A 17,989-nucleotide genomic window follows, 5' to 3' on the forward strand; every position below is an offset into this window, starting at 1 on the left:
TTGCACGGTGGCGGCGTCAAACCGCCGACGTACCCCTGAGCCGATGGGACAATCGAGCGTGAGATCGACGAACGGAGCGCTGATCGCGACCGTCGCCGCGGTGAGCGTGGCCGCCGTGGTGGCCGGCGGCGCGATCGCCGCGTGGCATGGTCCGCCGCTGACGTACAACGGTCCGGCGATTCCGCTGGTCGCCTCCGAACCGGCCTCGGCTCAGGCACCCTCCGCCCCGGTCGATACGCCTACGCCATCGACGTACGGCACATCCGCTTCGGCCATCGATCTGGCGAAACTGCCGCAAGGCCGCGCTCCGCAAATGACGTACCTGCGCGGCCGCGCGCTGATCGGCGGCGCGGGAACGGAGATCACCTTTCCCGGTCGGCAGAACATCCTCGCCGCCGTGCGCTTCGGCGGAACCGCCCTGGCCCTGCTCGAAGTCGGCCTTGGTGGTTCTGAGCTTGCCCGGCTCGATGTCAACGGCACCAGGTTCGAGTCCAACCGGCTGCCGGATGTGCAGAGCATCAAGACCACCCCGGACAACACGATCGTTGCCTTCGGCACCGCCCCGAAGAACGCGGACCACACCGCCGCGCGCGGTAGCGCCGTTTATTGGCAGCGCTCCGACGAACCGGACAACCTGCGGCGGCTGGATCGCCCGTCCGACTGGGGATCGACCGTGCTGGCCGTGACCGGCAACACCGTTTACTTCAGGTCCGAAGCAGGCCCTGGCCGCGACCGCGCGACCTTCTCGCGCTGGGATTCCCACACCGGCAAGGTGGAGCAGCTCGAGGGCGTCGTACTGCCTCAGGTGATGAACCACGCCGCCACCGCCGTGGCCGACTCGGTTCGTGGCGGCAGCCAGACCTTCTGTACGGCGCTTGTCGCGATCAAGTCCCGGTCGATCCGCTGGCAGACCTGCGAACTGGCCATCAAGGGCTTCACGCCGAACGACCAGTTCGCAATGGCGGGACCGGGGTTCCGCAACGGCGGTGCGGATCCGAGCCTGACCGTCGTGAACGCCGACAGTGGCGCGGTAGTGCGAAAGTGGACCGGCGTTGGATTCGTGCAGGTGGTCGCCGAGGACGACGAACATCTGCTGATCACGGCGGACAGCGGCGAGGGCACGGCCGGCGCGATCATTCGCTGCGCGATCAGTACCGGCGGGTGCGAGCGGGCGACCGAGCTGTCGAAGAAGAACCCGGTTCGGTCCCTCGACCTGCGCTTGATCGACGCGGTGTGAGGCCGGCCATCATGAACCAGTTCGGTATGCGGAAATCGGGGCAGCGATGAAGAAGAACCAGAACGCGACGCTGGTCGCGGTCGTCGCCGCGGTAGCGGTCGCCGCCGTTGTGGCCGGAGCCGTGGTCGCGTCCCAGCAGGGCCCGAGCGCGCTGCCCGGAAGCGGCGCGTCTCCCCTGGGCAGGCCAATTTCGACAGCCTCGTCGCCCGTGTCCCCGTCGGGAACGCCCACGCTCGCGCCCTCCACCCCGGCCGGGGTGAAGAAGGTCAAGCTCCAGCTAGCCAAGCTGCCGAAGGGCCGGGCACCGCAGCTCACCTACGCCCGCGGCCGCAAGATCCTCGGTGGCGCCGGGCAGGAGCTCACCGTGCCAGGTGACCAGCAGATCATCGAGGTCGCCCGGCTCGGCAACGACACCCTGGTCATCCTGGCCACCGGCACCGGCACCGAGATGGCGCGCTTCGGCTTCAACGAGGAGTCCGGCCCCCGGCTTCTGGGGGTCACCTCGGTCACGGTCGATCCGCGCGGTATCGAAGCCGCCTACGTCACGAACAAGTTCGGCAAGGACGGCGGTGAACTCAAGGGCGGCACGATCACCTTCGAGGACACGGCGTACGACGCTCCCTATCCGCTGCGCAAGTTGTCCCGGCCGAACGACTTCGAGCTGCGGGTGCTGTCGATCATCGACGGCAAGGTGTTCTTCCGCTCGAAGACCACGCTGGAATCCGACACCTGGCAGCTCCATTCGTGGGATCCCGCCAGCAGCAAGGCGAACCAGGTCACCACGGTCACCCGTCCCACCGCGCTGTCCGCCAACGGCGAACTCGCGGCCTCGATGGACACGCTGGCCGACTACGCCTCCTGCTCGGCCGTCACCGACGTCGTCCAGGGCCGCCGCAACTGGCGCACCTGCGACTACTCGATCGCCGGTTTCACTCCTGACGCGACGGTCGCCTATGGCGGATCCGCCTATCAGGACGGGTACGCCGACGGGATCTCGGTCGCGCTGAACGCGATCACCGGTAACGCGATCACCGAGTGGAGCGGCCTGTCGTTCCGGGACGCCATCCCGGAGGACGACCAGCATCTGCTGATCGTTGCCGACGACGGACCCGAGACCAAGGGCGCGATCATTCGCTGCACGATCGCAGGCGGGGCTTGTGAACTGGCCACCGAGCTCTCGACGGCGGAACTGGTCCTCGGGTCCTGAATCTCTTCTCTCTCGGTCTGCTGGGCTTTCGGTCTGCTGGGCTTTCGGTCTGCCGGGCTTTCGGTCTGCCGGGCTTTCGGTCTGCCGGGCTTTCGGTCTGCCGGGCTTTCGGTCTGCCGGGCTTTCGGTCTGCCGGGCTTTCGGTCTGCCGGGCTTTCGGTCTGCCGGGAGCAGATTGGGGCGGCGAGGTGGGTGGTTGTGGGCAGACTGGCGGCATGGTCTCGTCTGTAGCGGTGTTGTCGGATGTCCACGGTGTCTTACCGGCCTTGACGGCGGTGCTGGCCGAACCGCTGGTGCGAGACGCCGAAGTGGTCGTACTCACCGGTGATCTCGCGGCCGGCCCGCAACCGGTCGAGACCCTGGACCTGCTGGTCTCGCTGGGTGATCGCGCCCGCTGGGTTCGCGGCAATGCCGATCGCGAGCTGACGCGGCCCGATGCCAGCGAGCCCGTCTCCCGCTGGGCCGCGTCGCAACTCCGCCCGGATCAGGTCTCGCTGCTGGCAGGTCTCCCGCTCAGCCTCACGCTCGAGATCGACGGCCTCGGCCCGGTTTTGTTCTGCCACGCCACTCCCCGCGACGACGAGGAGGTCGTACTGGTCGACAGCCCGATGTCCCGCTGGGCAGACGTCCTCGGCGACGTACCGGACGAGGTCCGAACCGTGGTCTGCGGCCATACCCACATGCCGTTCGCCCGGCAGGTCGACCGACGTCTGGTGCTCAACCCGGGCAGCGTCGGCATGCCGTACGGCGCGCCCGGTCCGCACTGGATGGTGCTCGGCGACGGGGTCCAGTTCCGCCGTACGGCGCTGGATCTGAACGCGGCGGCCGACCAGATCGTTGCCGAGTCGGCGTACCCGGAACGGGACGCGTGGGCCGACGAGTACGTGCGGACGAACTACTCCGACGCCGAGGCGCTCGCCGCGTTCACACCACGCTCGCGGGGCTGAGCGGCTACCGTCTGGTGCATGTTCGCGCGTCGCAGGCAGCACTTCGGCACCCCCGCCGACAAGGCGACGTACGCCACGTTGCACACCGCCTCCCTGGCCACGCCCCATCTCCGCGAAGGCCTGACCCCCGCGGCTGCGGGCCGGGCCAGTAAGCACCTGCGCGATCTGCTCGGTACCGCCGCGATCGCCATCTGCGACTCGACCGGCGTGCTCGCGTGGGACGGCGTCGGCGGCGCGTACGAGTCCCACCATCGCGGGGACGTCCGCCAGCTCGCCGCGGCCACCCTGCGCACGGGCCGTACGTCGGTGCTCGGGCCGGGTGACGTCGCGTGCGGAGATCCGCAATGCCCGGTCCGGTCGGCCGTGGTCGCGCCGATCGTCACCGAGGACCGGGTGGTCGCGGTGCTGGTCGCGTACAGCCCGCGTTCGTCGGCGGCGCTGGTTCGCGCCACGGAGGAGGTCGCCCGGTTCGTGTCCGGCCAGGTCGAACTGGCTGAGCTGAACAAGGAACGGACCCGGGCGATGGAGGCCGAACTGCGCGCGCTCCGGGCCCAGATCAGCCCGCACTTCATCTACAACGCGCTGGCGGCGATCGCGTCGTTCGTCCGGACCGATCCGGAACGCGCCCGCGAGTTGTTGCTGGAATTCGCCGACTTCTCCCGGTACGCGCTGCGCCGGGGTGGCGAGTTCACCACGCTCGCGGACGAACTGCGCAACGTCGAGCGCTATCTCGTGCTGGAGCAGGCCCGGTTCGGTGACCGGTTGACCGTGTCGCTGCTGATCGCGCCGGAGGTGTTGTCGGTGGCGATTCCGTTCCTGGTGGTTCAGCCGTTGGTGGAGAACGCCGTACGTCATGGTCTGGAGGGGACCACCGGAGTCGGGCGGATCACCATCCGGGCCAAGGACAGCGGCTCCGAGGCCGAGATCAGCGTGGACGACGATGGCGCCGGCAGCGATCCCGAGGTGATCCGCGCGGTGCTGTCCGGCGAGTCCGACACCGAGTCGATGGGCCTCGGCAACGTGGATGCCCGGCTGCGCCAGGTGTACGGCGACGCCTACGGCCTCGTTGTCGAAACCGCCCCCGGCGCCGGCACCCGCGTCACCTTCCGAGTCCCCAAATACGCCCCCGGCGTCCACGCCACCGCCTAACAGTGATGAGCTGAGGTCAGCGAGGATTCCACCCTTGCGCCCGATCCCCTGGGCTGCCCGTCTTTCGCCCCCGATTCGCCCCGGGCTGTCGCCGTAGGTCCTGCTTCGGGCCCGGTGCGCCTCTTCGCCTTGGCGCTCAGCTGGGTCCGTCGAACAGGCCCTGGTACGGCCCGTTCCCAGGCCGGCTACCGGGTTGTGGGACGACTACCGGCTTTTGGTAGGCCCGCTACCGACTTTTTGCGCGACTACCCGGTTCCAACCAGGTAGTCGCGCAAAAACTAGGTAGCCGACCTCGGGGCCACCCCGACCACCCCGACAGCCCCGACCACCCCGACAGCCACGTCCACCTTGACGCGGGCCAATCCGGCCCGACATTCCGCGACTCCTCAGGGGGACGGGTGACCACGCAATATCCCGGCTCAGCAAGCGGACGCGCACTAGCCAGTGAAGACGCATCTCCCGCCGCACCGGCCCTGCCGATCATGCCCGACCACAATCCCGACGGCCGCCGATCGGGCTGTATAGGAGCATCCCACCCACCTTCCCCTCCTGCCGCGAGTGGACGCGTCTGCACCGCCTTCCTCCCACCGCGAGTGGTCGCGTCTGCACACCTGCGGCCGGCCAGTCGGCGGTCTGCGCGCCGCACCGGTGAGAGGCGACTACTCGCGACAAGGGAAGCGGGGACATTAGCCTGTGGCTCATGTCCGATCCCGCGGTTCCGTTGCGCGCTCTCGTCGTCGACGACGAGGAGCCGGCGCTGGCCGAACTCGTCTACCTGCTGTCCCAGGACGAGCGGATCGGCCAGATCGAGACCGCCTCCAACGGCCCGGACGCGCTGCGCATCCTGCAGGCCTCGGCGATCGACGTGGTGTTCTGCGACATCAAAATGCCCGGGCTGGACGGCATCGACCTGGCCCGGGTGCTGTCGAAGTTCGCCACCCGGCCGCGGATCGTCTTCGTCACGGCGTACGACGAACACGCGGTCGCGGCGTTCGACCTGGACGCGACGGACTACGTGATGAAACCGGTCCGGGCCGAACGACTGGCCGAGGCGGTCCGCCGGGTGGTCACCGGCGCGGCCGCGGCCGGCTCAGCTGGTTCCGCCGGCGCGGCGGGCGCCGTGGAGGAACCGGTCGAGGACGAGGTGATCCCGGTCGAACTCGCCGGCGTCACCCGGTTCGTGCAGCGTTCCTCCGTCCGGTACGTCGAGGCGCAAGGCGACTACGCCCGCCTGCACACCGGGCAGAACTCCCACCTGGTCCGCATCCCGCTGAGCACGCTGGAAGAACGTTGGCGTTCGGCCGGCTTCACCCGCATCCACCGCAGCACGCTGGTCGCGCTCGCACATGTGGACGAGATGCGGGTGGACGGCGGCCGGTGTTCGGTCCGCGTCGGCGACGACTGGCTGCCGGTCAGCCGCCGCCACACCCGCGAACTACGCGACCTCCTAGTCCGCTCAACCTCCCTCCGCGGATGACCACCCCACCCGGCCCTCCACCCGCCGACGACGCCCCACCCCACCCCGACGTACCTCCGCCGGCCCACGCCAACACCGACGAACCGCCCCGCCCAAGCGCCCACTCCGACGTACCTCCGCCGAGTCACGCCAACACCGACGAGCCGCCCCGCCCAAGCGCCCACCCCGGCGTGCCGTCGCGCCCTGCCGACGCGGGCCGTGGGAGTGGCGAGGGGGCGCGGCGCGGGGGCGACGGAGCGCGACGTGGTGGCGCGGAGGTCCAGCGGCGGGTGCGGATCACGTCACCGCGAGCGGGCGCGGCGCGGCGGCAGGCGACGCGCGGCGGGACGCGGGAGATCGACGAGCAGACCCAGGTCGGCGATCTTTACATGCGCTCGCTGATCCAGTCCCAGCTCCGCCTCGCCCTGAAGGTCATCCTCGGCACCGCCGTCTCGCTCGGCGCACTGCCCTTGCTGTTCGCGTTGGTCCCAGCCTCGCGCACGCTGAACGTCCTCGGCATCCCACTGCCCTGGCTGCTGCTGGGCGTCGCGGTCTATCCGGCCGTCTACGTGGCCGCGCGGATCTACGTCCGGCATGCCGAGCGCATCGAGTCCGAGTTCACCGAGTTCGTCGGACGGCGCTGATGTCCTCCGCGATGAGCCTGACCGCGATCGGCCTGGTAATCGCGGCCACCATCGGCATCGGCTTGTTCGGGCTACGGATCTCCCGCACCACCAGCGACTTCTACGTCGCCAGCCGGGCCGTATCCCCACGCTGGAACGCCTCTGCGATCAGCGGCGAGTACCTGTCGGCCGCGTCGTTCCTGGGCGTCGCCGGACTCGTACTGGTCAACGGCGCCGACATGCTCTGGTTTTCGGTCGGTTACACCGTCGGCTACCTCATGTTGCTGGTACTGATCGCCGCGCCGCTACGCCGCTCGGGCGCGTACACCCTGCCCGACTTCGCCGAGACCCGTTTCGAGTCGGCAGTCGTACGGCGGATCTGCTCGGTACTGGTAGTCGGTATCGGCACGCTCTACCTGCTACCGCAGTTGCAAGGCGCGGGACTCACCTTGCAAACCGTGACGGGCGCACCGCCGTGGGTCGGCGCATTGACCGTCGGAGTGATCGTGGTGATCAACGTCGCCGCAGGCGGTATGCGGTCGATTACGTTCGTCCAGGCCTTCCAGTACTGGCTGAAGCTCACCGCACTCGCTACGCCGATCTTCGTGATCCTGATCCTGTGGAACTCGGCCGGCCATCCAGGCGGCGTACTCGACTCCCTGCATGGCGCCGGCTCCGAATGGGCCGAACCGCTGTCCCGCGCGAACGGCCGGGAACACCCGCTGTACGCGACGTACTCGCTGTTGCTCGCCTTGTGCTTCGGCACGATGGGCCTGCCGCACGTACTCGTCCGCTTCTACACCAACCCGGACGGCCGCGCGGCCCGTCGTACGACCGTTGTGGTGCTTGCGCTGCTCGGCTCGTTCTACGTGTTCCCACCGCTGTACGCCGTCCTGGGCCGGGAGTTCGCGCCAGAGCTGGTTCAGGGTGCGGCCGACAGTGTGGTCCTGGAACTGCCGAGCCGAGTTTTCCCTGGTACCGCGGGTGACCTGCTCGGGGCCTTGGTAGCGGCAGGGGCCTTCGCGGCGTTCTTGTCGACGTCGTCCGGGTTGACCGTCGCCATCGCCGGTGTGATCGACCAGGACCTGTTGCGGGCGCGCCTGCGCCGGTTGACCGGTGGGGACTATGTCGCGGTCAACAGCTTCCGGATCGCGGCGTTGATCGCGATCGCGGTGCCGTTCATGGCGTGGCGGGTGATCGGTTCGCTCAGCCTCGCGGACACGGTCGGACTGGCGTTCGCGGTGGCCGCGTCGACGTTCTGCCCGATGCTGGTGCTCGGCATCTGGTGGCGCCGGATGTCCACGGTCGGAGCCGCCGCCGGGCTCATCGTCGGTGGCGCCCTGACGATCACCGCCGTACTGGTCAACGTGATCGCCCGCCCACCGGAGGGCTGGCGCGGCTGGGGCGGCGCGCTCATCGCCCAACCCGCCGCCTGGACCATGCCGCTGGCCTTCGGCACTGTCATCGTCGCCTCGCTACTTACCCCACACAAGATCCCCGCCGGCACCTCCCGCAGCATGGTCCGCCTGCACACGCCCGAAGCCGTAGACGTAGACCGCAGCTTCACCCCCTGACAGTAAGAACGTGAGCCAGCCCAGGCCTGGGCTCCCGGTCCAAGCAGTGCAGTCGGCTCCTGGCAGTGCTAGCCGCGTCCGAGCAGATCTTCGAGTTCGGACTGGCGGCTGAGGCTGGTGGCGGTGTAACGCAATCTGGCGAACAGCAGTGGTGGCCGCCTCGCAGCAGGCGGCCTGCGACCGCCGGCAGCACGACCCGGCCCACGCTCGATAGAAGTCCGGCGGTCCCGGCTTCGGTGGACAGCCGGTGGGACGTACGGCGCGCCCGGCTTCGGTGGACGGTTGGTGGGGACGTACGGCAGGGAGAGGTGGATGGTCGGTGGGGGACGTACGACGGAGAGAGGCGAGTGGTTAGTGGTTGGCGGACCGTTCGTCGTGTGGATGGGACCGTTCGTCGTTGGGGGCGGCGCCGCCGAACGAGGCTTGGGGGCCGCTCACCGACGGAGTGCTCGCTGGTGCTGGGCAGGCGGGGTGACGTGGAGCACAGTCGTCGAAGCATCCCCTGTCGCCGGTCTCCGCCCGGCCCGATCTGTCTGGAGGTCCCGCGATGAGTGAAACGCACAACGCGGCCGGCGAACCGGACCTGTCGTCGTTCCGTGATGTCCAGATCTCCCCGGACTTCACCGAACTGCGCCGCAGGTTCCGGCGTTTCGTCTTTCCGATGACCGGCCTCTTCCTGGCCTGGTACTTCCTCTACGTCCTGCTCGCCGACTACGCGCCGAGCTTCATGTCCACGAAGGTCTTCGGAAACATCAACGTCGCCCTGCTGCTCGGCCTCGGGCAGTTCGTTTCCACGTTCGCCATCACGATGATCTACGTGCGGTGGGCGAACCGGCAGATCGACCCGGCCGCCGAGCGCATGCGCCAGCTGATTGAGGGAGAGGGCCTGTGAGCGCGCCCATGCTGTTGCCGATGGCAACCGATATCGGCAACCCGACGGTGAACATCCTGATTTTCGGGCTGTTCGTGGTGGCGACGCTGGCGATCGTGATTCGCGCGTCGCGGAACAACCGCACCGCCGCGGACTACTACGCGGGCGGCCGCTCCTTCACCGGCCCGCAGAACGGTGTCGCCATCGCCGGTGACTATCTCTCGGCCGCGTCCTTCCTCGGTATCGCCGGGGCCATCGCGATCAACGGCTACGACGGCTTCCTCTATTCGATCGGCTTCCTGGTCGCGTGGCTGGTCGCCCTGTTGCTGGTCGCCGAACTGCTGCGCAACACCGGCCGGTTCACGATGGCCGACGTGCTGTCCTTCCGGCTGCAGGAGCGGCCGGTCCGGATGGCCGCCGCCTTCTCCACCATGGTGGTCTGCTTCTTCTACCTGCTGGCGCAGATGGCCGGTGCCGGTGGCCTGGTCGCCCTGCTGCTCGGCATCACGAACCGCGCCGGTCAGGGCCTCGTGATCGCGGTCGTCGGCCTGATCATGATCACCTACGTTCTCGTAGGCGGCATGAAGGGCACCACCTGGGTCCAGATCGTGAAGGCCGTGCTGCTGGTCATCGGCGCCGGCATCATGACCATCTGGGTCCTGGCGAAGTTCAGCTTCAACCTGTCGTCGCTGCTGGGCGCCGCAGTCGCGCAGAACCCGACCGCGGGTGAGAAGCTGCTCAACCCGGGTCTGCAGTACGGCGCGACGGGCATCAGCAAGCTCGACTTCATCTCGCTCGGTCTGGCGCTGGTGCTCGGCACCGCGGGCCTGCCGCACGTGCTGATGCGCTTCTACACGGTGCCGACGTCGAAGGAGGCCCGCCGCAGCGTTACCTGGGCCATCTGGATCATCGGCATCTTCTACCTGTTCACGCTGGTTCTCGGCTACGGCGCCGGCGCCCTGGTGGGACCGGACGCGATCAAGGCCGCGCCGGGCAAGGCCAACTCGGCCGCGCCACTGCTGGCCTACCACCTCGGCGGCGAACTGCTGCTGGGCGTGATCTCCGCGATCGCCTTCGCCACCATCCTCGCGGTCGTCGCCGGTCTGACCATCACCGCGAGCGCGTCGTTCGCCCACGACGTCTACGCCTCGGTGATCAAGAAGGGCCAGATCAACCCCGACGGCGAGGTCCGGGTCGCCCGGATCACCGTGCTGGTGATCGGTGTGGTCGCGATCGTCGGCGGTATCTTCGCCAACGGCCAGAACATCGCCTTCCTGGTCGCCCTCGCCTTCGCCGTGGCGGCGAGCGCGAACCTGCCGACGATCCTGTACTCCCTGTTCTGGCGGCGCTTCAACACCCGCGGCGCACTCTGGAGCATCTACGGCGGTCTGGGCTCGGCGATCCTGCTGATCGCCTTCAGCCCGGTCGTCTCCGGCAAGGTGGACGCGAAGACCGGCGCGAGCCTGTCGATGATCACCGACCCGTCGATCGACTTCCACTGGTTCCCGCTGGACAACCCGGGCATCGTCTCGATCCCGCTGGCCTTCTTCCTCGGCTGGCTGGGCACCGTGACCAGCAAGGAGCCCGTCAACGTGGACAAGTTCGCCGAGATGGAGGTCCGCTCCCTCACCGGGGCAGGGGCCGAGAAGGCGGTCGAGCACTGACCAGTCCTGCACCCAGTAATTGACCGAAGGGACCCACGAATTCCACCGGCCTGGCCGGTGGAGCAAGATCCGCCCCCTCCCCTGAAACAGGTTTCGCCGCCGGCAGCTGACCCCATCAGCCGGCGGCGAAATCTTTGTCACCACAGGCTTCTGGGCGCACCCACGCCCCTGTCGCCGGAGCCACCAGCGCTGGATCGATTCGAACATGTTTTCGATAATAGGCACAGCTGCCGACAGTTTCCGAGTCCCGATCCACAACCGCCCGGAATGCGTGCGCGGCCCGCTCGCCGGCACACCAGGACCCAGCGCAAGCGCCCTGCTGTGCGGTCCCGGGCCGCACAGTCGGTACTTGCGATGAATCAGCTCAGCTGCCGACACCGAAGGTACTGACGAAGACCTCCATCAGCGGCCAACGTGAAGATGTCGCAACGAGACAGCTCAGCGGACGCGCACGGTGTTGGCCGTTTCGACCTGGTCGAAAGTGTCGTTCGACGGCTGCAAGATGGCCCGGGCAAGGGCGTCGCCGCGGCGGTAGTCCGCACCGGCAACCGCGACATTGGCCGACCAGGGCTGGACCTCACCGGTACAGGTTCCGCCGATGAAGTTGCCGTGGAACTCGCTGCCCTGGGCCAGGTTCGCGGTCAGCAGGAAACTCTCGCCCGCCGGGCATCGAACCGTACCGGTCAGCACGACAGAGCCATCGGCCTGCAGCGCCGGTCTCTCGTCAATGGCCAGCAGCAGCCGGGTCTCCTGCGTCGAGGCACTTGCGTCTTGGCCACCCGCGACCATGCCGTCGACCGGAGCCAGCGCGGCGAGCACCGTGGCGGCGCCAAGGGTGATTTTCTTGAGATTTTGCATAGCGGAACGCCTCCGGAAGTAGAGCCGCTCACCCCTCGCGAGCGGCTGATGACTGGAGACGCATCCACAGCCCGCAAAGGTTGCACAGGGCGCTGACTGTTTGGCAACCGGCCAGAAATCCCAATCCTAGAAGGGGAAATCAAGCGGCCAGACCGAGTCGAAGGACCGCACGGCCGCCTCACCCGCGGTCTGTTCCAGCGCGTGCAGGCGACCCAACGTGAAGGCATTACCCCCATCGAGCTGCACCTGAACCGCGAGCTGTCGCAACACCTGTCGCGCCACCACGCTGTCCTGATAGGCCCCGAGGACCTCCTGGACCCGCTCAGCCGATTTCGCCAGGCCGGTGGCGCCGGTTTCGCCGAGCACCGGCGCCACCGACTCGGCCGCATACCGCAGCCGTTTGGCCGCCTTGCGCACCTCGTGCCGCTCGGCCTCCACCGCCGCGTTCGCCGCCTCCACCGAAGGCGCGCTGGCCGCGGCATCGGTGGCCCCCTGCTCGGCGGCGCGCATCCGGTCGACCGCCTTGGTGATCCGCTTCCAGTCATGCTTGAGCAGGGACTTCAGCAGGCGTGCCGACTTCTTCGGTTTGAGTTCGGCGGCAGCCTCGGTGAGCGGTGGTTCGGCGACCAGCACGTCGAGATCGTCCAGCAAACGTAAGTACCGCTCGGTCTCGAGCGTCTCCAGCGAGACCTCGTGCGCCGCCTTGTACGTCGCCCGCAGCTCGTCATCGATCGCACCGGCGATCCGGCCCATCACCAGCTCCGGTGGTTCGGCGGCGACCGCGGCGGAAAGGCGTTCGTGGATCACCTCGGCGTCTCGCGTGCCACCCAGCTGGCCGGCGAGCCACTTGAGCTCGGCGCGGATGCGGTCACCTTCGGCCCGATCGACCACCGGCCGGTACGTCGCCAAGGCCGAGCGCAACCGCCGGGTGGCCACCCGCATCTTGTGTACGGCGTCCGGCTGGTCGCGCCGTACCTCGGGATCGCGGCGGCGGATCGCGTTCACCTGCTCGGCGGCGTACGCCCGGAAAACATCCACGGCCGTCGGTTTCGCCGGTAGCTCCCAGGTAGGCCTGACCGGCACCCGATCCCCCAGCGCCCGGGCGAGTTTGCTCGGGCCCGCCGCGGGCTCGGCGCCGGCTTCGCGCAGGACTGGTTCCGCGGCGGCGAGCAGGTCGCGCGCACCGTCCACGAGCTCCAGTTCCCACTCGCGCCAGACGTTCGGCTCGGACCCGGCGATCTCGGCGTTCACCTGGTCGTCGCTCAACTCGGCGAGTACGACGTCGTCCGCGCCGAGCAGGCGATGTACGACGCGGTGCGTCCGCAGCGTCACGGCCGGCACGAGCGGGCGGTCCCGGACGTACACCCGGACCATGCGCACCAGCTCGAGCGGCACCTCCTCGCCGAGCGGGAACCGGACCTCCAGCCGTCCGCCCGTCTCCGCAGGGAACTTCACATGCCAGCCCGCGTCGTCCCCGCCGGTTCGGCGGCGCAAGGTGATCCCGGCCGTCGCGAGGTCGTAGGCGGCGGTGTCGAAGTAGACCGCTTCGAGATCCTGCTCAACCGGCTGAGCCACCCGCTCGACTCCGGGCAGCTCGTGCAGCGCGGGCAGAACCACGCGCTCGGCGACGTCGTACTTGGTCTCGATCTCCAACTGCTCGATACGGGCCATACTCCTTCCTACCAGCCCACTCAACTCTTCTCCCGTCCGAAGAACCCGGGACACGCGTCTCGCCAGCCGCCGGTGCAGGTGACCGTTGGGCGTGGGAGAAGGACCGTTCGGCGTGGCGTTGCGGGCGTCTACCGAGGCGCCGGGCCGTTTCGTCGTACGGGAGCGGGCTGGGGGTTGGCACCAGCACGGGAGGCACGCAGGATCTTGCTCAATCCCCGAGCAAGGAGCACCGCCATGCCCGAGACCTTCCCGCCCAGTCCCGAATTCGCCGCCCAGGCAGTCGCAGGCGCGGCACTGTACGACGAGGCCGCGACGGATCGCGAGGCCTTCTGGGCCCGTCAGGCGCGGGAACTGCTCAGCTGGGACCAGGACTTCCACCAGACCCTGGACTGGTCGGACGCGCCCTTCGCCGAGTGGTTCGTCGGCGGCCGGCTCAACGTGTCGTACAACTGCGTCGACCGGCACGTGCTGGCAGGCCGTGGGGACAAGGTGGCGATCCACTTCGTGGGCGAGCCTGGGGACCGCCGCGACATCACGTACGCCGAATTGCAGCGGGAGGTCTCCAAGGCCGCTAACGCCCTCACCTCGCTAGGAATCCGCAAGGGCGACCGGGTGGCGATCTACCTGCCGATGATCCCTGAGGCAGTCATCACCATGCTTGCGTGCGCCCGGCTGGGTGCGCCGCACAGTGTCGTCTTCGGCGGCTTCAGCGCGGATGCACTGCGCAGCAGGATCGAAGACGCGCAGGCGAGCCTGGTAGTCACTGCAGACGGCGGCTACCGCCGGAGCACCGCGAGTCTTCTCAAGCCGGCTGTAGACGCTGCAGTCTCTGGTGACTCCCCTGTCAGCAAGGTCCTGGTGGTACGACGTACAAAGTCTGACGTCGCTTGGGACGACTCACGCGATGTCTGGTGGCACGACGTCGTCGACGGCGCCTCGGACCAGCACACACCCGAGGCCCACGACTCGGAGCACCCGCTGTTCATCCTCTACACCTCGGGTACTACCGGGAAGCCGAAGGGCATCTTCCACACCACCGGGGGATACCTGACGCAGACGGCGTACACGCACAAGGCGGTCTTCGACCTGCACGCCGACACCGACGTCTACTGGTGCACGGCAGACGTCGGCTGGATCACCGGGCACAGCTACATCGTCTACGGCCCGCTCGCGAACGGCGCCACCCAGGTGATCTACGAGGGCACACCCGATTCGCCGCACCGAGGCCGCTGGTGGGACATCATCGCGGAGTACGGCGTGACGATCTTCTACACCGCACCAACCGCCATCCGGACCTGCATGAAGTGGGGCGACGACATCCCCGCGGCGGCGGACCTGAGCAGCCTGCGGGTGCTCGGCAGCGTCGGTGAGCCGATCAACCCCGAGGCCTGGCGCTGGTACCACCGGGTCGTCGGCGGCGGCCGCTGCCCGATCGTGGACACCTGGTGGCAGACCGAAACCGGCGCCATCATGATCAGCCCGTTGCCGGGCGTGACGGCGACCAAGCCCGGCTCGGCGCAGGTCCCGCTGCCGGGCATCAACGTGGCGGTGGTCGACGACGAGGCCAAGCCGCTCGGCAACGGCGAAAGCGGTCTGCTGGTGGTGACCGAGCCCTGGCCGTCGATGCTGCGGGGTATCTGGGGCGATCCCGAGCGCTACCGGGAGACGTACTGGTCGCGGTTCGAGGGGCTGTACTTCGCGGGCGATGGCGCGAAGAAGGACGAGGACGGCGATCTGTGGCTGCTCGGCCGGGTGGATGACGTGATGAACGTGTCGGGCCATCGGCTCTCGACGGCCGAGATCGAGTCGGCCCTGGTCTCGCATCCGAGCGTGGCCGAGGCGGCGGTTGTCGGCGCGACGGACGAGACGACCGGGCAGGCGGTGTGCGCCTTCGTGATTCTGCGCGGTACCGCGACCGAGACGGCGGACAGCGTGACCGAGCTGCGCAATCACGTCGCCAAGGAGATCGGCCCGATCGCCAAGCCCCGTCAGATCATGATCGTGGCCGAACTGCCCAAGACCCGCTCCGGCAAGATCATGCGCCGCCTCCTGCGCGACATCGCCGAAAACCGGGAGGTAGGCGATACGTCCACCTTGGCCGACACCAACGTCATGAACCTCATCCGCACCGGCCTCACCACCTCGTCGGAGGACTAAGCCGGGGACGGAACCGCCCTCGCACGGTAGGGCGGGCAACCGCTGAGGGTGGCGCCACTCGCCGCGGTACGGCGGCCGATTGGTGATGTTGCGACGATTCGGCGCATCTTGCGCCCTCTTGGCGCAGGGGGCAACCGTCGGATGCCGGGTTCAACCGGGCGTGATGGATGCGCCCAATCGTCGCCTGTCAGTGGCGCCACTTTCACCGGTTGCTCACCCTGACGTGGCCGGCGTGGTCGCGGGCCAGGGCTGGGGGACGCATGTGACTCAGGCCACATCGTGGGGTTGTCACATCTTGGGGGTGGTGGGGGTCAACGGGGAAACAGCTGATCCCCTGGGAGGAAAGTTATGAGTGCAAAGGTGGAGACCTTTCGGCGTGCGTTCGGTGGCGGGGTTGTTGAGCCGGGGACGGCGGAGTACGAGGGGGCTAGCCGGGCGGTGTTGGCGTTGGGGGCGCCGGCGTACGTGCTCCGCCCCGGCAGTACCGAGGACGTCCAGGCGGCGGTTCGGTTCGCCGTCGAGGCTGGGCTCGAGCTTTCGGTGCGAGGTGGTGGGCATAGCTTTCCGGGCTTCGGCACCAACGACGGGGGCGTGGTGATCGACCTCAGCCAACTCGCGAACGTCGAGGTGATCGACAAGGACCGTCACCTGGTTCGTATCGGCGGCGGCGCTGTCTGGGGCCAGGTCGCGGCGGCGTTGGCCCCGCACGGGCTGGCCATCTCGTCGGGCGACAACAAGGCCGTCGGCGTCGGCGGGTTGACGCTCACCGGCGGCATCGGCTGGAAGGTCCGCAAATACGGCCTGGCCCTGGACAACCTCGCCGCCGCGGAACTGGTCACCGCCACCGGCGACGTCGTACGGGCCAGCGCCGAGGAGAACCCCGAACTGTTCTGGGCACTTCGCGGCGGCGGAGGCAACTTCGGCATCGTGACCGCCTTCGAGTTCGTGGCCCATCCGGCCACCGACGTCTTCCATGGCCGGATCACCTTCCCGGCGGCGGAGGCGAGCGCCGTACTGCAGGGCTGGGCCGAGTACCTCCGCACGGCCACCGCGGACCTCACGTCGATCGTGGCGCTGGCCAACCCGTTCGCCGGTGGGCACGAGGCCCCGGTGGAGATCCACGTGGTGTTCGATGGCGACGACACCGAAAGCGCTGCTGAGGCGATCGACCCGATTCGGCGGCTCGGTACGGTGCTCGACGACAACGTCACGCTCAAGCCGTACGCCGACACGCTCGAGGAGGGCGTGGTCCCGCCGCCCGGCATCCAGATCGTGACGCGAAGCGCCTTCGTACACCGGGAATCCGTGTCCGCGGCCCTGGCCACCCTCGCCGAGGTAGGCACCTCCGAACGGTCACCCGCGATCGCCATTCGCAGCGTCGGTGGCGCCGTGTCGCGAGTGGCCGAGGACGCGACGGCGTACGCGCATCGCCAAGCGGAGTTGATGATCGTGACCGCGACGGTGGGCCCGAAGCCGGTGATCGAGGCCACCCGGCCAGGCCTGGACGCGATCTGGGGGCGGCTCGCGCCGAACACCAAGGGCGTCTACGCGAACTTCACCGCCTCGGCGACCGATGACGAGGTGGCCGCGATCTACCCGACCGCGACGTACGAGCGGCTGGCGACGGTCAAGCGCCAGTACGACCCGAACAACCTCTTCGCCGGCAACCACAACATCCGCCCGGCGTAACCCCTTCGGTTGCGTTCATTCGTCGGATTCCGCCCTCAGCTCAGCTGACCTCCACCCGCGAGCCGGCGGGTGGAGGGCGGAGGCCGACGAAGAACGCTGAGTGCGGGACGAGCGCGGCCTCGGCAGGACCAGCGGGGTGCCGGTGAGGGGATCCGGGATGACCGCGCAGGGCAGGCCGAAGACGTCCTCGACCAGGTCCGCCGTCACCACCTCGGACGGTGGGCCTTCGGCGACCACTTGGCCGTGTTTCAACGCGATCAGGTGGTCGGCGTACCGGCTGGCCAGGTTCAAGTCGTGCAGCACCAGCACCACCGTCTTGCCCCGGTCCACGTTCAGATCGCGAACCAGGTCGAGCACCTCCAACTGGTGGGCCAGATCGAGGAAGGTGGTCGGTTCGTCCAGCAGCATGATCTCGGCGTCCTGGGCGAGGGCGAGGGCGATCCACACCCGCTGGCGCTGACCACCGGACAGCTCGTCCAGCGAGCGATCGGCCAGCTCCAGGGTGTCCGTGGCCCGCATCGCTTCCAGCACGGCCAGTTCGTCCTGTTTCGACCACTGACGGAACCACCGTTGATGCGGATGCCGCCCCCGGCCGACCAGGTCCGCCACGGTGATGCCGTCCGGCGCGATCGGCTGCTGCGGCAGCATGCCGAGCCGGGTCGCGAAAGCGCCCGCGGCCAGGCGAGTCACGTCTACGTCGTCCAGCAGAACCACCCCGGTACGAGGCGCGAGCAGCCGGGCCAATCCGCGAAGCAGGGTGGACTTGCCGCAGGCGTTGGCCCCGACGATCACGGTGACCCGTCCGGCCGGGATGTGGACCGATAGATCCGCGACCACCGGTTCGGCGTCGTACGCCAGAGTGAGGTGCTGCGCTTGCAGGGACATG

14 protein-coding genes are annotated in these 17,989 nt (G+C 68.6%); 11 read left to right on the plus strand and 3 right to left on the minus strand.

The annotated features are described in order from the left end of the window. Nucleotides 1-58: 58 nt before the first annotated feature. The 9 genes from ACFFGN_RS26120 (at nucleotide 59) to ACFFGN_RS26160 (ending at nucleotide 10,728) form a co-directional block, all read left to right on the plus strand. Nucleotides 59-1,237, plus strand: coding sequence for a hypothetical protein (locus ACFFGN_RS26120; RefSeq protein WP_380052509.1), 1,179 nt, complete (start codon nucleotides 59-61; stop codon nucleotides 1,235-1,237). Between the two features lie 46 nt (nucleotides 1,238-1,283). Beyond that, nucleotides 1,284-2,444 carry a hypothetical protein gene (locus tag ACFFGN_RS26125; RefSeq protein ID WP_380052511.1) on the plus strand — a complete coding sequence of 387 codons (1,161 nt, stop codon included), beginning with the start codon at nucleotides 1,284-1,286 and terminating at the stop codon, nucleotides 2,442-2,444. A 215-nt stretch (nucleotides 2,445-2,659) separates the two neighbouring features. Beyond that, nucleotides 2,660-3,391, plus strand: coding sequence for a metallophosphoesterase family protein (locus ACFFGN_RS26130; RefSeq protein ID WP_380052513.1), 732 nt, complete (start codon nucleotides 2,660-2,662; stop codon nucleotides 3,389-3,391). 18 nt (nucleotides 3,392-3,409) lie between these two features. Further along, on the plus strand, nucleotides 3,410-4,540 hold the full coding sequence (locus tag ACFFGN_RS26135; protein WP_380052515.1) for a histidine kinase: 1,131 nt from the start codon (nucleotides 3,410-3,412) through the stop codon (nucleotides 4,538-4,540). 700 nt (nucleotides 4,541-5,240) lie between these two features. Further along, nucleotides 5,241-6,017, plus strand: a complete 777-nt coding sequence (locus tag ACFFGN_RS26140) for a LytR/AlgR family response regulator transcription factor (RefSeq protein WP_380052517.1) — start codon at nucleotides 5,241-5,243, stop codon at nucleotides 6,015-6,017. A gap of 269 nt (nucleotides 6,018-6,286) precedes the next feature. Then, nucleotides 6,287-6,640, plus strand: a complete 354-nt coding sequence (locus tag ACFFGN_RS26145; protein WP_380052519.1) for a hypothetical protein — start codon at nucleotides 6,287-6,289, stop codon at nucleotides 6,638-6,640. Then, nucleotides 6,640-8,193 (plus strand): sodium/solute symporter, encoded by a 1,554-nt coding sequence (locus tag ACFFGN_RS26150; RefSeq protein WP_380052521.1) that lies wholly within the window; start codon nucleotides 6,640-6,642, stop codon nucleotides 8,191-8,193. The genes ACFFGN_RS26145 and ACFFGN_RS26150 overlap by 1 nt, the downstream gene beginning before the upstream one ends. A gap of 547 nt (nucleotides 8,194-8,740) precedes the next feature. Then, nucleotides 8,741-9,085, plus strand: coding sequence for a DUF485 domain-containing protein (locus ACFFGN_RS26155; RefSeq protein WP_380052523.1), 345 nt, complete (start codon nucleotides 8,741-8,743; stop codon nucleotides 9,083-9,085). Further along, nucleotides 9,082-10,728, plus strand: coding sequence for a monocarboxylic acid transporter (locus tag ACFFGN_RS26160; RefSeq protein ID WP_446685220.1), 1,647 nt, complete (start codon nucleotides 9,082-9,084; stop codon nucleotides 10,726-10,728). The genes ACFFGN_RS26155 and ACFFGN_RS26160 overlap by 4 nt, the downstream gene beginning before the upstream one ends. 438 nt (nucleotides 10,729-11,166) lie before the next feature. Here ACFFGN_RS26160 and ACFFGN_RS26165 read toward each other — a convergent pair whose 3' ends face one another. Continuing rightward, nucleotides 11,167-11,586: a DUF6299 family protein gene (locus ACFFGN_RS26165; RefSeq protein WP_380052525.1), complete on the minus strand. Its 420-nt coding sequence runs from the start codon at nucleotides 11,584-11,586 to the stop codon at nucleotides 11,167-11,169. Between the two features lie 126 nt (nucleotides 11,587-11,712). Further along, the gene (locus ACFFGN_RS26170; protein WP_380052527.1) at nucleotides 11,713-13,257 is read right to left on the minus strand and encodes a CYTH and CHAD domain-containing protein; all 1,545 of its coding nucleotides are present in this window, start codon (nucleotides 13,255-13,257) and stop codon (nucleotides 11,713-11,715) included. A 234-nt stretch (nucleotides 13,258-13,491) separates the two neighbouring features. Here ACFFGN_RS26170 and acs point away from each other — a divergent pair, with 234 nt between their 5' ends. Continuing rightward, complete coding sequence (gene acs, locus ACFFGN_RS26175; RefSeq protein WP_380052529.1) at nucleotides 13,492-15,414, plus strand: acetate--CoA ligase; 1,923 nt, start codon at nucleotides 13,492-13,494, stop codon at nucleotides 15,412-15,414. Between the two features lie 348 nt (nucleotides 15,415-15,762). Continuing rightward, the gene (locus ACFFGN_RS26180; RefSeq protein WP_380052531.1) at nucleotides 15,763-17,103 is read left to right on the plus strand and encodes an FAD-binding oxidoreductase; all 1,341 of its coding nucleotides are present in this window, start codon (nucleotides 15,763-15,765) and stop codon (nucleotides 17,101-17,103) included. Between the two features lie 15 nt (nucleotides 17,104-17,118). Here the strand turns inward: ACFFGN_RS26180 and ACFFGN_RS26185 are convergent, their stop codons facing one another. Next, a complete protein-coding gene (locus tag ACFFGN_RS26185; RefSeq protein ID WP_380052533.1) occupies nucleotides 17,119-17,988 on the minus strand; it encodes an ABC transporter ATP-binding protein in 870 nt (289 codons plus the stop codon). Nucleotide 17,989 lies beyond the last annotated feature (1 nt).

The organism is Kribbella deserti, from assembly GCF_042434725.1.
Classification (GTDB): Bacteria; Actinomycetota; Actinomycetes; order Propionibacteriales; family Kribbellaceae; genus Kribbella; species Kribbella deserti.

What these genes read in the sequence shown, in the direction of transcription:
- ACFFGN_RS26125 (WP_380052511.1), top strand. Translation starts at nt 1,284, where the DNA reads ATGAAGAAGAACCAGAACGCGACGCTGGTCGCGGTCGTCGCCGCGGTA.
- ACFFGN_RS26130 (WP_380052513.1), top strand. Translation starts at nt 2,660, where the DNA reads ATGGTCTCGTCTGTAGCGGTGTTGTCGGATGTCCACGGTGTCTTACCG.
- ACFFGN_RS26135 (WP_380052515.1), top strand. Translation starts at nt 3,410, where the DNA reads ATGTTCGCGCGTCGCAGGCAGCACTTCGGCACCCCCGCCGACAAGGCG.
- ACFFGN_RS26140 (WP_380052517.1), top strand. Translation starts at nt 5,241, where the DNA reads ATGTCCGATCCCGCGGTTCCGTTGCGCGCTCTCGTCGTCGACGACGAG.
- ACFFGN_RS26150 (WP_380052521.1), top strand. Translation starts at nt 6,640, where the DNA reads ATGTCCTCCGCGATGAGCCTGACCGCGATCGGCCTGGTAATCGCGGCC.
- ACFFGN_RS26155 (WP_380052523.1), top strand. Translation starts at nt 8,741, where the DNA reads ATGAGTGAAACGCACAACGCGGCCGGCGAACCGGACCTGTCGTCGTTC.
- ACFFGN_RS26165 (WP_380052525.1), bottom strand. Translation starts at nt 11,586, where the DNA reads ATGCAAAATCTCAAGAAAATCACCCTTGGCGCCGCCACGGTGCTCGCC.
- ACFFGN_RS26170 (WP_380052527.1), bottom strand. Translation starts at nt 13,257, where the DNA reads ATGGCCCGTATCGAGCAGTTGGAGATCGAGACCAAGTACGACGTCGCC.
- acs (WP_380052529.1), top strand. Translation starts at nt 13,492, where the DNA reads ATGCCCGAGACCTTCCCGCCCAGTCCCGAATTCGCCGCCCAGGCAGTC.
- ACFFGN_RS26180 (WP_380052531.1), top strand. Translation starts at nt 15,763, where the DNA reads ATGAGTGCAAAGGTGGAGACCTTTCGGCGTGCGTTCGGTGGCGGGGTT.
- ACFFGN_RS26185 (WP_380052533.1), bottom strand. Translation starts at nt 17,988, where the DNA reads ATGTCCCTGCAAGCGCAGCACCTCACTCTGGCGTACGACGCCGAACCG.